We start from the raw sequence: 13299 nt of genomic DNA on the forward strand, positions 1-13299 counted from the left end.
CGAAAAGCATTAAAAATGATATGATCACAATCGATAAGACGAGCAGCCAGGTAAATCAGGATGGTTTCAAGAATTGAAAGCCCGCAGTGAAAAAATCTTGCGAAAAGAATCCCGAAAATAAAAACGATCACTACGGATATCGATGCAATTTTTAATGATAAGGTAATCGGGGACCAGAATTCATATGGAAACAAGTTCATCAATCCAATACAAAGCCTTATTTTTCAATTACAGTTCTCGTTGTCCTATTTTGAAAATACTCATAGTAGAGAAAGCTGTTATTGAATTTATTATATCGAATTGGAGAAAATCCTCAAAGAAAAAGCGTCATTTGTCAGTATAATATTTATTTCTCCCGGCATTGAAAGGGACTTGCAATGGTTTCAAATGAACTTGGAGTATCAATTTGATCACGATCGTCTACGAAACTTCTATTCCCAAAAAAGTCACTTTTATCGCCAAAATTTTGGCCGTAACCTTGATTTTTTTTGTCTGAATTATGCCATTCAGCCAAAAGGTTTTGACCAATATTTACGGCGGATGCATTTTCAAAGGAATTAATTTTAATCATAAATATATTTATATTAATATACGGAACCGGAGCCGGCATGTTATCTCCTCCTTATGCTTGTGGTTAAATATATGCATTGTTCCTGAGGATTATCCCGCTTCTACGGGGCAAGAGATGAAGGAGACGTGTAATCGATGGATATGGATAAATTAAAACAATGGCTGGAAATCGCTCAAAATATGCATGGCGGGGATTTCTGGAAAAATATATTTGAACAGGATTTTGCAAAACAATTTATGAATGATCCCTCCTTTAAATCCCCCCTTTACGGCAATGGAGAAAAAAATATGCGTGAGGAAAAAAAATCCCGAACATTTCCATCGATAGATATTTTGGAAGGGGAGGAGGATGTAATGGTCCTGATTGAACTCCCTGGTGTAAGGAAAGAAAATATTGAATTAGGCCTTAACGGAGATATTCTAACGATTAAAGGGACAGCATTGCCAATCCATCCAAATTTGAAAATAAGCTACACGGAAAGGTTTTATGGTGATTTTCAGAGGCAGATTAAACTTCCGGACCAAATTAGCCCCAGTGAATTAAGTGCAAAGTTTTGGAACGGGATTTTGTTTGTCAGTTATCATCGAAAAATTGATAAAGGAGAAATAATCCCAATTGATTAGAAACGAATCCAGTAGGTCTCCATTACCTTATTTGGACATGTTTAAATGAATCCGACCATATATATAAATAAGGGAAAAATAAGGGAGCGTCCGTAAACATGTCACTAAAAGATTTATTTCTCATTTTCAGTAATCATGATTATGACAAAAAACTAAAAAAGAAATTGTCTTCCTTAGAAATTGAGATAGAACAATTAAAAAATACATTATTGGAGATACAAGAACAAGAACCGGAAGATGCCCATGAAAAAAGCGTAAATCATATGGAGCCGCCAATCATCATTGAAAAGATTAATATTGAAAAAATTATTTTAGATAAATATGAGCTGAATAATAATTTTGGACAGTTAGGAATTAAAGAACTTAAGGGGAAATTAAATATTGGTGCAACGTATGGAAGTGAATATACACCGAATTTATATGAAGAAGAAGAAGAAGAAGAAGAAACGCATCCAATCAGAAAAAAGAAAACAAAAAAGCAGGATAATGTAAATGGTCCAAAAGTAAATATTAACTCAAAACGAGAAGAAGATATGAAAAAAGACTAAAGATATCCCTTTAGTCTTTAGATTTGTCTAGCGCAAGCGTCCTACCCCTCTAGGTGTCGGGGCTGATCAAGGCGCTTCCGCTTTTCTTAAAATTATTGAAGTCTGCTTTCCACCTGTTGGCATACTTCATCAGCGGACATGCCATTTGCATCAATGACCGATCCTTTTGTATAGGTATCCTGCATTCCCATAACGTTAGAATCTAAACCTGTAACCACACAGCAATCACAATTTTGCGCATCGGATTCCTGCTTCAATTCTACAACATCATAACCTTTTTCCCTTAATGCCTGTTGAATATTTGTAAGAGATTGTTCTACACCAATCTTTGCCATACAAAACACCTCCTTAATAAATTATCTTGCCTAAATTCTCCTAAATTATTCCGCATAAATACCGATGATTTTCCAAAACTATAATGGGAGGTGTATATATGGGAAAGCGGAAAAAAGATGCTTCGACAATCGGGCTTAATTCTTCACAGGTAGAGGGACAAGGAACAACGACTACGGAAACGGGTACAAGAGCAGAACCATCATCCCGTCGTAGGAAAAAGAGCCCCTAAATAAGTAAAAAGCGGGCACGATTTGTGCCCGCTTTTTTACTTATTTGTACATTTCAGCAACTTGTTTTTGAATATCGCCATTTTCAAGATACTCGTCATAGGTCATTTGCTTATCTACTAAACCTTTTGGTGTCAATTCAAAAATTCGATTGGCAATCGTTTGAATAAACTGATGGTCATGGGAAGAAAACAGAAGAGATCCCTTAAAATTAATTAATCCATTATTTAATGCAGTGATGGATTCCAAATCAAGATGGTTGGTTGGTTCATCCAGCAGCAATACATTTGCACCATTTAGCATCATTTTCGAAAGCATACAGCGAACTTTCTCTCCTCCAGAAAGCACACTTGCTTTTTTCAATACTTCTTCACCCGAGAAAAGCATTCTTCCTAAAAAGCCGCGTAAAAAGCTTTCACTTTCATCCTTTGGTGAAAACTGGCGGAGCCATTCCACTAGATTAAATTCACTGTTTTCAAAGAACTCAGAGTTATCCTTTGGAAAATAAGCCTGGCTAGTCGTAATTCCCCATTTAAATGAACCGCTGTCGGGCTCCATTTCACCCATTAAAATTTTAAACAAAGTAGTTTTTGCAATCTCGTTAGTTCCAACAAGTGCAATTTTGTCCCCTTTATTCATAAAGAAGCTAATATTGTCAAGAACTTTCACACCATCAATCGTTTTGGTTAAACCTTCTACTCTTAATAAGTCATTCCCAATTTCCCGTTCCGGTGTAAAACCCACAAATGGATAGCGGCGTGATGATGGCTTAATATCATCTAACGTAATTTTTTCTAAGCTTTTTTTACGGGATGTTGCCTGCTTTGATTTTGAAGCATTTGCACTAAAGCGGGCAATGAAGCTTTGCAGCTCCTTAATTTTTTCTTCCTTCTTCTTGTTGGCGTCAGAAGCCATCCTCGACGCTAATTGGCTTGATTCATACCAGAAATCATAGTTCCCGACATAGATTTGAATCTTACTGAAATCTAAGTCAGCAATATGGGTACAAACCTTATTTAAGAAATGACGGTCATGGGAAACGACAATAACTGTATTCTCAAAATTAATTAAGAAATCTTCAAGCCATTGTATCGCTTTAATATCCAAGTGGTTCGTCGGCTCGTCCAATAGCAGTACATCAGGGCGGCCAAACAATGCCTGTGCTAGAAGGACTTTTACCTTTTCTGATCCTGTCAATTCAGCCATTTTTTTGTAATGAAGGTCTTCTTCAATCCCAAGACCTTTTAAGAGAATTGCTGCCTCTGGCTCTGCTTCCCAGCCGTTTAATTCCGCAAATTCCCCTTCAAGCTCAGCAGCTTTCATGCCATCTTCGTCTGTGAAATTTTCTTTCATGTAAATGGCGTCTTTTTCCTGCATCACTTGGTAAAGTCTTGCATGCCCCATAATGACAGTCTTTAAAACTTCGTATTCTTCATATTCAAAATGGTTCTGTTTTAATACTGCCATTCGCTCATTTGGTCCAAGTGAAACGTTTCCGGTTTGTGCTTCGATTTCACCGGAAAGTATTTTTAAAAAGGTTGATTTTCCAGCCCCGTTTGCTCCAATTAAACCATAGCAGTTTCCAGGTGTAAATTTGATATTGACATCTTCAAAAAGTTTGCGGTCTCCGTATCTTAAGCCTACATTACTAACGGTAATCATAGTTAAATATCCTCCAAAACAAAATATCTACTTATTATACCATTAATAACTCAAAGAACGAAACTATTCGTAAATAACATCCTTTATCATTGTAGGAGAAAGGTTTAACAAGACATGAAAAATTTTCTAAGGTTTTTTTCGGGTTTTAACACTTTATTCATATTTTTGTTGTAGAATGAACGTATGATGCATTTAAAGAAGGTGAAAAGTATGGCAAAAAAACAGCTTACAGAATTTGTGAATAAATTAAAAAAAGCTGGTATTAAAGTGAGTCTTACAAAACCAAAGTCTAATTACCTTTTATCCTTGCAGCAAATTAAAAGATATCCTTCATCGGTGAATTAAATAGGTTGAAAAAAGCGGTTTAATCCCATGGACTAACCGCTTTTTTTAATGAAATAATCAACCTAATTAATTTTTTCTAAGATTTTCTTATACACTTCGTTTTTGTTGAAATTTTCCCCCATTGGGAATTTGGCAATAAATTTATTATTTTTATCGACTAAATAGGTGAAAGTTGTATGGATAAACTGTCCGTTGCCTGGATCCTTATATTGAAATTGTAACGAAGTGGCGATATCTCGAATACTCTTTTGGTCTCTCTTGATGTTTTGTTTATCCCCTGTTAAAAACAGCCAATTTTTATCATTGCTGATTCCGAATCCTTTCATATACCCTTTTAATACTTCAGGAGTATCGCGGTATGGATCAATGGTAATTGTAAGAAATTCGATATCCTTTCCAAAAACCCCGCTTTTCTCTAATTCTTGTTTTAACACATTCATTTTTTGTGTTGTTGTCGGGCAAATATCCGGGCAATGGGTATAGATAAACTCTACTAGCTTTAGTTTAGGATCACTTGTTCCAAAATTGTAGGAATCACCATTTTGATTAATCAAAGTAATATTTGATGGTATATTAGCATTTGCATCACGGATAAGAAAAAAAGCAATTCCGGCTGCTATACACAAAAATACAGCCAGAGTGGAAATAAGGTAGATTTTTTTCATCTTGGTATCCCTCCTATCAATAAGATAAAGAAGTTTTAATAAAAATGATATGGATAATTTGTGAACAAAAGTTGTGAACTTAAAAGAAGAATTTATTATACTAATTAAAAACGGGGTGGGGGATAAGCGGATGAAACAGATTTGGAAAATTATCTTACAATTGTTGATTTTAGTCTTGATTTATCAATTAGGGAATTGGATTGTCCATGTCTCACATTTGAAAATCCCCGGGAATGTACTGGGGCTGATGATTCTATTAGTTTTGCTTTGGCTTAAAATTATTAAAATTGACCAAATCGAACTTGTTGCAGGCTTTCTATTGAAACATCTGGGATTCTTTTTCATTCCGATTTCTGTTGGTTTAATGACGCTTGGTTCCAATTTGCTTCATAAAGGCTTGTATTTTCTCCTTATTCTGGTCATCAGTGCATTCATAGGTTTATTAACGGCTGGGAAAACCACTCAGGCTGTCATTAAGAAAAAAGAAAAGGCAGCAGATTATCATGATCACGCTATTTAGTATCCTGTTAACGCTTATTGTCTATAGGATGACGCTGTTTTTAGCAGGTAGATTTCCCACTCCATTAACAAGTCCGGTATTTTTAAGTACCATTTTGGTTATTGCTATTTTACTGGGATTCCATATATCTTATGAGGAGTATACTCCTGCAAAAGAAATCATGACCTTTTTACTTGGCCCGGCTACAGTAGCCTTGGCAGTGCCAATTTATAAAAATCGGGATCTTCTTTCTAAGTATTTTGGTGCAGCATTGATGGGGCTAATCGCAGGTACCATTTTGACAATCGCAACTGCACTTCTTTTAGCAAAAGGCATTCATTTTTCAAAAACCGTTCTTCTCGCTTTAAGTATAAAATCTGTAACTGTACCGGTTGCAACAGAAATTGGGAAAATTTTAAAAGGCAATCAGCCGTTAATTGTTGCCTTTGTCATTATTACCGGAATGATTGGTGCGATGTTTGGACCTAAATTATTGAGCTTATTTAAGATTGACCATCCGTATGCCAGAGGATTGTCAATTGGGGCAATTGCCCACGGGATTGGTACAGCTGAAGCAGTTAAGGAGGGGGAAATCCAAGGAGCAGTCTCCGGAGCTGCGATGGGGATCGCAGCGATTCTAACATCCTGTATTTTACCGTATATCATACCTATATTTCTTTAAAGAAATTGGTCTGAGGTCTCTTCCATTATTGATAATCCGTACCAAATTGAATAATCTATATTTGATAAAAGTAATTCGTAAGGGAGTATGTTTTATGTTAGGTGTCGTTCTTAACTAATCCATCAACTGGATACATCATTCCATTAACCTCATTCATTTTTAAAAATCGAGTGAAAGAGGGTTTATTTTGTTATGGAATGAAGTTAAGAACAATGAGCGAACATAAGCATACATTCTTTTTCCATGATGCTGTGTACACTTGTGTAGACAGTTTTTATTGTAGAGAAATTGTGTATGAAAAATGAGGAAAATAACTCATTTTATCACTGGCCGCAATGACATTGTTCATTGCGGCTATTTTTAAAGGGATTATCAATTGAATCAATTTACTTACAAAGCGTTGGAATTTCAACAAATTAAGGAGCAAAGGGAACTTCGGCATTTCATATTCGAGATAATACATTTTTAATCCAAAATTGACCATATAAAATTTTTTTATATGGGGATATAACTTTTGAGAATTTCATTTATTTTGAATATTCTATTATCCTTATTTGTAAGCAATTAATAATTACTACCTCAAACTAATGTCAACGCTTTTTCAAAAAGCCCCACAAATCAGTCAAGAGTTAGTTGGAGATACGGAATCTGTATTACAATGAGCTATATAAATTCGCCGGGCGTAGCGCGATAGGACAGCAGTTTAGATAATTAAAAATAAGGGGAATAAGTGTGGAACCAAAATATTGTAGAGAATCTCGAGTTATAAGAACAAGTCGTATATTTCCAAATGATGTAAATAATCACAATACATTATTTGGGGGGAAATTAATGAGTGATGTAGACCAGGTAGCCTCTATTTCTGCCGCCCGTCATAGTCGCAGAGAATGTGTAACTGCTTCAACCGATTCAGTTGATTTCTTATATCCTATTCGCACATCGGATTCGGTTTGTTTTGAATCGTATGTGACATGGACAGGTAGATCATCCATGGAAGTTTTTGTGAAGATTATTGCTGAAGATTTAAAAAGTGGTGAACGTAGGATCGCAGCAACTGCACTGTTAACATTTGTCGCACTTGATCAAGAGAAACGTCCAGCACATGTTCCAAATGTCATTCCAGAAACAGAAGAAGAGAAAAAATTGCATGAAACCGCACAAGAGCGAGCTAGGGAACGTAAAGAAAGAAAACAAAAGAGCAAAAAACTAGCAGCTTTCTTAACAACCAATTACGGTCTACATTAACTTTAGTCAATTTTTCAGAAGGACATTTGTTTTTAAGTTACAACAATAACCAACTGATAACTTTGAACGCTTTGTGCTAAATTGGTTTAAGTTACATTAAAGATGGCAAGCCAATTACAGGCTTGCCTTTATCTATATAATGAAGTATTTAAACCATAACAAGTTATCCGCGTCTTCCGCCTCTACCGCCCTGTTTTGCTCCAGTGTTTCGTTTAAGGGTAGATAAATTCTCTTCACTTGTCTTTAAAAAACGAGCCATTTTATCTTCAAAACTTTCCTTTGGTTTGAAATTTCCTTTTGAGCGAAAGTCCTTGGAACGGTTATCAAATTTTCCTGAGCGTGGTGGGCGTTGTGAATAAGAAGAGGTTTGTCCTTCAGGTCTATCAATCGCCTTTTTGATAGACAAAGAAGTTTTTCCGTCTTTCATACTAATCACTTTTACTTCAACCTGGTCGCCCACTTTGAGATGGTCATTCACATCTTTAACATAGCTATCCGATACTTCACTGATATGCACAAGACCTGTTGAACCATCCGGTAAGTCTACGAATGCTCCAAAATTAGTGATGCCTGTTACTTTACCTTGCAACTTGCTGCCTACTTCAACTGACATAAAAATATTGTTCCCCCTTAATAATGTTAAAAACACTTTATTATAACAAACTATTGGAGAAAATAATATAAACTGGAGTATTCGATTTTTGAACGGCAATGGGTAAAAGGGCGGGATGGAAGAACAAAAAGTCCTGGTATATTTAACAGGTTTGGTGGAAGAAAAAGAACCTTAAATCCGCTCTGCAATGGAAATTATGGTTCATTATGATTTTTTTGCTAAAGCAAAATTCAGCCGTACTTGAATAAGGGGGAATATTGATTAAATGAGAAGTATTTACTAAAATAAAGGGAGGCTGGGGTCAGCCTCTTTTATTATTTTTCAGATAACGCTCTGCCAGCATTCTTTTTACTTCGTTATAACTAAGTCCTGATTGACTGTTAAGTCTTTTTACGTCGTCGACATCCGTGCCAACAACGGTGAATTTTTTTGAATTGATGTTCATCCGTTTTTTCTCCTTTCTTGTTAAAAAGATAATTCCATTTTTAGAAATGAAAAGATTGTTTTTGGTGCATACTAAAAATAGTGAAAAGGAGGCGGTTCCCATTTTTTACGGAAAAAGAGCAAAAGAAGAAGAAATTGAAAATATCCTTGTAGATACCGAAATTTACTCATGTATAGATGACTCCTGTATTGGCTGGATGCGAAAGGACTTTGTAACCGACGACTTGCTTTGCCCAATGTGTGGAAATGAAATGATATCAGAAATTCGTGAACTCCCTAAAATATAAGATGTTTGAAAAGACTGTCACTGTACTATGGCAGTCTTTTTTTGTAGTTACAAATTTTCGTTCTGTTGTTTGATTTCATCTCCGGTTATCACGATATTTGCTTCAATGAGTTCCATATGGCGATCGACGGAGTCACCTGCAACGTTTTTCATATTTGGATAAATGGATCCATTTTCAATTGTAAATTGTGTTTCCTTTGGTGCGTTTGTTAAATAATCTTCCTTTTTTGCTTTTGCCACTTCATTCAACTCCTTTGTTACATGTTTTGCTATTATTAATGGCTTTATTCCTTTACAAGGGCGGTAGTAATTGTATATAAATAAAAAACTCTCCAGTTCCTGGAGAGTTAGGGCTATTCCTCTTTTTTAGATAAACAGCGATCACATTCCATCATGTAGGATTCAGCTTGTTCCTCCATATGTTGACCACATTCTGGACATTCCTTCTTGGGTAGATTACGGAAAAACTCAACCGGACTCATTAACAATTAAATCTCCTCCTTTGTTTAATACAGTTTATTTAATATTTCTTTTGTTATAGTACAGGGTGAGCAAAAAAATTAATAATCCTCTTTTTTAGATAAACAGCGATCACATTCCATCATGTAGGATTCAGCTTGTTCCTCCATATGCTGACCACATTCTGGACATTCCTTCTTGGGTAGATTACGAAAAAACTCAATCGGATTCATTAACAATTAAATCTCCTCCTTTGTTTAATACAGTTTATTCAATATATCTTTTGTTATAGTACAGTGTGGGCGAAAAATTAATAATCCTCTTTTTTAGATAAACAGCGATCACATTCCATCATGTAGGATTCAGCTTGCTCCTCCATATGCTGACCACACTCTGGACATTCCTTCTTAGGTAAATTACGGAAAAACTCAACCGGACTCATTAACAATTAAATCTCCTCCTTTGTTTAATACAGTTTATTAATATTTAATCTGTTGTAGTACAGTATAAACGAAAAAAATAAAAATGTGTAGACCTTTTGTCAAAAAATTTTAACTTTTTTAAAAATAGATCTTTTGTCCCGTTTTTAGAATGAATTTTATGAAAAAAACTTTAAAGAAAATTTGCTTGCTTCCTCTTTTTAGTACTTCCCTAATAAAATACTATACATTACAATCATAGTAGTAAAGTTGGAGAATGGAGGGATGAGGGTTAATGAATGTAGTTCTAGGAGCAATTCATCCTTTTTTTACCATGATTGCCATTGGATTAACGATAATGGCTTCCTATACAGCATTAGATATGTATACGTTAATAAAATCATCTGAACCGAATAAACGCCTTTTATTCCTAGGAGGATCAGTTACTCTGGGCGTAGGGATATGGGTAATGAATTTTATGGGGTTAATTGCTGCCGATAGCAGCCGAATAGCAAGTTATCAAATTCCCTTTACCATTTTATCTATTATTATCGGAATCGCGTTTACTGGTATGGCCTTTGTTCCGTTTTTCGGTAAAAGAATTAGATTTCATCATTTAATGATTGGTGCGTTGTTTTTAACGATAGACGTTTTTGCTACACACATCATTAGCCTTAATGCAATGAATGTGACCTTAAAATACAATTATCTACTATCAATTTTTTCCGGAATCCTTATCTTTTGCACCTTTACGTTTTCATTATGGATCCTATATTCTTCAAAAAGCTATACACACGCTAATAAAGTATGGCTAAAACCAGTCAGTGCTTTGATTATGGCTGGCGCAATAGCTGAAGGGCATTTTCTTATAAAAAGAGCAACGTCAATTGTTTCAACAGCAAAGGTAATCAAGCCTGCTAGCGATGAAGATACCTTTATTGTTTATTTGGTATTATTTGTATCCATTTTAATAATTGGCGGACTTATTGCCACTAGTACTTTAATTAGTAAACAACTAGCTGCTTCGGATACGAACTTAAAGGATATAAAATCGGCATTGGATGCATCAGCGATCGTAGCAATAACCGATAAGCGCGGTGCCATTGTGTATGCAAATGATAAGTTTGAGGAAATTTCTAAATATAAAAAAGAAGAAATTATTGGTGAAAATCATCGGATTTTAAATTCGGGTTACCATTCAAAGGAATTTTTCGAAAATTTATGGAAGACAATCGGTTCTGGGGAAATCTGGAGAGGTGAAATTCACAACAAGGCGAAAGATGGTTCTTTTTATTGGGTGGATACTACCATTGTCCCTTTTCTAAATAAAAAGGGAAAACCAGTCCAATATATTGCTATTCGTTCAGACATTTCTAAACGGAAGCAAGCAGAATTGGATTTGTTGGATTCGCTAAAAGAAGTCCAGGATATCACATTTGCCCTCAACCAATCCTCTATTGTTGCGATAACAGATGAGAAGGGGACTATAACGACAGTAAATGATAAATTTTGTGAAATCTCTATGTATCAACGGGAAGAATTAATTGGTCAGGATCACCGGATTTTAAATTCGGGATACCACTCAAAGGAATTTTTTAAAGATTTATGGAAATCGATTGGGAAAGGGAATGTTTGGAAGGGTGAAATCTGCAACCGTGCAAAGGATGGAAGTTTTTATTGGGTGGATACCACCATTGTTCCATTCTTAAACGAAAAAGGTAAACCCTATCAATATGTTGCGATTCGAACTGATATTTCGAATCGAAAAAAAGCTGAAGAAAATTTAAAGGAAACCGTTAAGGAAAACACAGATATCAAATTTGCCTTAGATCAGTCATCCATTGTTGCTTTTACCGATGCACAAGGTAAGATTACTAGCGTGAATGATAAATTCTGTGAGATTTCAAAATATAGTCGCGAGGAAATTATTGGATATAATCACAATATATTAAATTCAGGTTTCCATTCAAAGGAATTTTTCAAAAATCTTTGGAAAACAATTGGAGAAGGGAAAGTTTGGAAGGGTGAAATACGAAATAAAGCGAAGGATGGCACTTATTACTGGGTAGATACCACGATTGTTCCATTTTTAAATGACCATGGCAACCCATATCAATACTTAGCGATTCGCAATGATATTACGGAACGTAAACGTACGGAAGAAGTTCTTCATCGTCAGGATAAGTTGGCTGCTGTTGGACAGCTTGCAGCGGGTGTTGCTCATGAAATTCGAAATCCGTTAACCTCAATGCGGGGGTATGCTGAATTCCTTCAGTTGGATGAAAAAGATCCCGAGCGGCTAGAATTCTTAAATATCATCCTTGATGAAATTGAACGGGTTAATACGATTGTTGAGGATTTCATGGTGTTAGCAAAACCAAAAGCAGTTGAATTAGAAGAAAGGAATGTTATACCTGTCATAAAAAATGTTGTTTCCTTGCTGGAATTTGAAGCAAGAAAGAAAAATGTCCTCCTGCATTTTGATTGTGATCAAGAAATTATTCAAATTGAATGTGATGAAAACCGTTTGAAGCAAGTTTTTTTAAACTTTATTAAAAACGGAATTGAAGCAATGCCGAATGGCGGCGAATTATACGTTAAAACACTAATTCATGAAAATAATGTACAAATTTCAATACAAGATACCGGTGTAGGAATTCCAAAAGAGAAATTAAAGAATCTGGGAGAACCATTCTTTACTACAAAGAAAAATGGTAATGGATTAGGACTAATGGTCAGCTTTAAAATCATTGAAAGCCATAATGGTAAAGTGTTTGTTGAAAGCGAACCAAATAAAGGCACAACCTTTAATATTTTATTACCGGCTAAAACAGCCTAGTAAAAACGGAAGAGATTGATTTCTTCCGTTTTTTTTATCAAAAATATATTATTCGAATTTAAATATTCTTTCTGACCATTGAAATTGTATTGTAATAAAATTGGTTTTTGTGTAAAGCAATTAACATACCCCTGTTCTTTGTGGAAGAAAAATCCATGTTATCATGGGTTTAGTTAGTGAACGAAAGAACATGGGAGGTAAAAAAATGTTTAAAAAATTAATAGCATTATTCGCAGTAGCTGCACTCTCAGGGACAATAGGTGCTAATGTTGATGCTGCAGAAATTACTGTGAAAAAAGGAGATACCCTTTGGAATATAGCAAAAGTACATAAGACAACAATACGAAATATAAAAAAAAGAAATCATCTTTCTTCTGATTTAATCCGTCCAGGGGAAAAACTGACCATTGATTCTCATAAAAAAGTTTCTAAACACGGGAAAAAGAAAAAGTCTGTTTCAAAAAAGAAGCATGTGAAGAAATATAGGGCAGTGAAAAAATCAAGGGTGCTAAAAGTGAAGGCAACTGCTTACACTGCAAAATGTAAGGGATGTTCCGGTATCACCGCGACAGGGATTAATCTTAAAGCAAACCCGAAAGCAAAGGTAATTTCTGTTGACCCGAAAATCATTCCATTAGGTTCAAAAGTTTATGTTGAAGGATATGGTTATGCCGTTGCCGGAGATACTGGTGGAGCAATAAAAGGCCACCGTATCGATGTGTTCGTTCCTTCAAAAACCAATGCAGTTAATTGGGGAAGAAAACAAGTGAATGTAACCATAATGAATTAACACTGCCTGGGCTGAACTGCCCCGTAAATGTTAGACACCAATCTAA

At 35.3% G+C, this 13299-nt stretch carries 20 protein-coding genes; 10 read left to right on the forward strand and 10 right to left on the reverse strand.

Annotated elements, in window-relative coordinates; all coding sequences use genetic code 11:
* Positions 1 to 346: 346 nt before the first annotated feature.
* A complete protein-coding gene (locus BIV60_RS17910; RefSeq protein WP_071357070.1) occupies positions 347 to 610 on the reverse strand; it encodes a hypothetical protein in 264 nt (87 codons plus the stop codon).
* 95 nt (positions 611 to 705) lie between these two features.
* On the opposite strand from BIV60_RS17910, the gene BIV60_RS17915 reads away from it, so the two are divergent.
* On the forward strand, positions 706 to 1194 hold the full coding sequence (locus BIV60_RS17915) for an Hsp20/alpha crystallin family protein (protein WP_071357071.1): 489 nt from the start codon (positions 706 to 708) through the stop codon (positions 1192 to 1194).
* A 98-nt stretch (positions 1195 to 1292) separates the two neighbouring features.
* Positions 1293 to 1742: a hypothetical protein gene (locus BIV60_RS17920; RefSeq protein WP_071357072.1), complete on the forward strand. Its 450-nt coding sequence runs from the start codon at positions 1293 to 1295 to the stop codon at positions 1740 to 1742.
* A gap of 92 nt (positions 1743 to 1834) precedes the next feature.
* Here BIV60_RS17920 and BIV60_RS17925 read toward each other — a convergent pair whose 3' ends face one another.
* Positions 1835 to 2077, reverse strand: coding sequence for a YkuS family protein (locus BIV60_RS17925; RefSeq protein WP_071357073.1), 243 nt, complete (start codon positions 2075 to 2077; stop codon positions 1835 to 1837).
* Positions 2078 to 2175: 98 nt separating this feature from the next.
* Between BIV60_RS17925 and BIV60_RS29210 the strand changes: the two genes are divergently transcribed.
* Positions 2176 to 2307 (forward strand): YuzL family protein, encoded by a 132-nt coding sequence (locus BIV60_RS29210; protein ID WP_141770490.1) that lies wholly within the window; start codon positions 2176 to 2178, stop codon positions 2305 to 2307.
* Positions 2308 to 2347: 40 nt separating this feature from the next.
* On the opposite strand, the gene BIV60_RS17930 is transcribed toward BIV60_RS29210, so the two are convergent.
* Positions 2348 to 3967 carry an ABC-F family ATP-binding cassette domain-containing protein gene (locus tag BIV60_RS17930; RefSeq protein WP_071357074.1) on the reverse strand — a complete coding sequence of 540 codons (1620 nt, stop codon included), beginning with the start codon at positions 3965 to 3967 and terminating at the stop codon, positions 2348 to 2350.
* 210 nt (positions 3968 to 4177) lie between these two features.
* On the opposite strand from BIV60_RS17930, the gene BIV60_RS30525 reads away from it, so the two are divergent.
* The gene (locus tag BIV60_RS30525) at positions 4178 to 4312 is read left to right on the forward strand and encodes a hypothetical protein (protein ID WP_256218458.1); all 135 of its coding nucleotides are present in this window, start codon (positions 4178 to 4180) and stop codon (positions 4310 to 4312) included.
* Positions 4313 to 4374: 62 nt separating this feature from the next.
* Here the strand turns inward: BIV60_RS30525 and BIV60_RS17935 are convergent, their stop codons facing one another.
* A complete protein-coding gene (locus BIV60_RS17935; protein WP_071357075.1) occupies positions 4375 to 4977 on the reverse strand; it encodes an SCO family protein in 603 nt (200 codons plus the stop codon).
* Between the two features lie 130 nt (positions 4978 to 5107).
* On the opposite strand from BIV60_RS17935, the gene BIV60_RS17940 reads away from it, so the two are divergent.
* From BIV60_RS17940 to BIV60_RS17950, 3 genes are all read left to right on the forward strand, one after another.
* Entirely contained in the window at positions 5108 to 5497 is a 390-nt protein-coding gene (locus BIV60_RS17940) for a CidA/LrgA family protein (RefSeq protein WP_071357076.1), read from the forward strand.
* On the forward strand, positions 5481 to 6158 hold the full coding sequence (locus BIV60_RS17945) for an LrgB family protein (RefSeq protein WP_071357077.1): 678 nt from the start codon (positions 5481 to 5483) through the stop codon (positions 6156 to 6158). The genes BIV60_RS17940 and BIV60_RS17945 overlap by 17 nt, the downstream gene beginning before the upstream one ends.
* Positions 6159 to 6890: 732 nt before the next feature.
* Positions 6891 to 7403 (forward strand): acyl-CoA thioesterase, encoded by a 513-nt coding sequence (locus tag BIV60_RS17950; protein ID WP_177177333.1) that lies wholly within the window; start codon positions 6891 to 6893, stop codon positions 7401 to 7403.
* Positions 7404 to 7566: 163 nt separating this feature from the next.
* Here BIV60_RS17950 and BIV60_RS17955 read toward each other — a convergent pair whose 3' ends face one another.
* Together BIV60_RS17955 and BIV60_RS29795 are read right to left on the reverse strand one after the other, a co-directional pair.
* On the reverse strand, positions 7567 to 8016 hold the full coding sequence (locus tag BIV60_RS17955; RefSeq protein WP_071357079.1) for a S1 domain-containing RNA-binding protein: 450 nt from the start codon (positions 8014 to 8016) through the stop codon (positions 7567 to 7569).
* 301 nt (positions 8017 to 8317) lie between these two features.
* The gene (locus BIV60_RS29795; protein ID WP_177177334.1) at positions 8318 to 8461 is read right to left on the reverse strand and encodes a hypothetical protein; all 144 of its coding nucleotides are present in this window, start codon (positions 8459 to 8461) and stop codon (positions 8318 to 8320) included.
* Between the two features lie 64 nt (positions 8462 to 8525).
* Between BIV60_RS29795 and BIV60_RS17960 the strand changes: the two genes are divergently transcribed.
* Positions 8526 to 8747, forward strand: a complete 222-nt coding sequence (locus BIV60_RS17960) for a cold-inducible protein YdjO-related protein (protein WP_256218459.1) — start codon at positions 8526 to 8528, stop codon at positions 8745 to 8747.
* 47 nt (positions 8748 to 8794) lie between these two features.
* On the opposite strand, the gene BIV60_RS17965 is transcribed toward BIV60_RS17960, so the two are convergent.
* The 4 genes from BIV60_RS17965 to yhfH (BIV60_RS28590) all read right to left on the reverse strand — a co-directional run bounded on the left by BIV60_RS17965 (position 8795) and on the right by yhfH (BIV60_RS28590) (position 9653).
* Complete coding sequence (locus tag BIV60_RS17965) at positions 8795 to 8986, reverse strand: hypothetical protein (protein WP_071357080.1); 192 nt, start codon at positions 8984 to 8986, stop codon at positions 8795 to 8797.
* 113 nt (positions 8987 to 9099) lie between these two features.
* Positions 9100 to 9234: a protein YhfH gene (yhfH, locus tag BIV60_RS28580; protein WP_083402310.1), complete on the reverse strand. Its 135-nt coding sequence runs from the start codon at positions 9232 to 9234 to the stop codon at positions 9100 to 9102.
* 72 nt (positions 9235 to 9306) lie between these two features.
* On the reverse strand, positions 9307 to 9438 hold the full coding sequence (yhfH, locus tag BIV60_RS28585) for a protein YhfH (protein WP_083402313.1): 132 nt from the start codon (positions 9436 to 9438) through the stop codon (positions 9307 to 9309).
* A gap of 77 nt (positions 9439 to 9515) precedes the next feature.
* Positions 9516 to 9653: a protein YhfH gene (yhfH, locus tag BIV60_RS28590; protein WP_083402311.1), complete on the reverse strand. Its 138-nt coding sequence runs from the start codon at positions 9651 to 9653 to the stop codon at positions 9516 to 9518.
* A 266-nt stretch (positions 9654 to 9919) separates the two neighbouring features.
* Here yhfH (BIV60_RS28590) and BIV60_RS17970 point away from each other — a divergent pair, with 266 nt between their 5' ends.
* Complete coding sequence (locus BIV60_RS17970; protein ID WP_071357081.1) at positions 9920 to 12463, forward strand: PAS domain S-box protein; 2544 nt, start codon at positions 9920 to 9922, stop codon at positions 12461 to 12463.
* Positions 12464 to 12668: 205 nt separating this feature from the next.
* A complete protein-coding gene (locus BIV60_RS17975; protein WP_071357082.1) occupies positions 12669 to 13253 on the forward strand; it encodes a 3D domain-containing protein in 585 nt (194 codons plus the stop codon).
* Positions 13254 to 13299 lie beyond the last annotated feature (46 nt).

It is taken from the genome of Bacillus sp. MUM 116 (assembly GCF_001866655.1).
Lineage (GTDB): Bacteria > Bacillota > Bacilli > Bacillales > Cytobacillaceae > Neobacillus.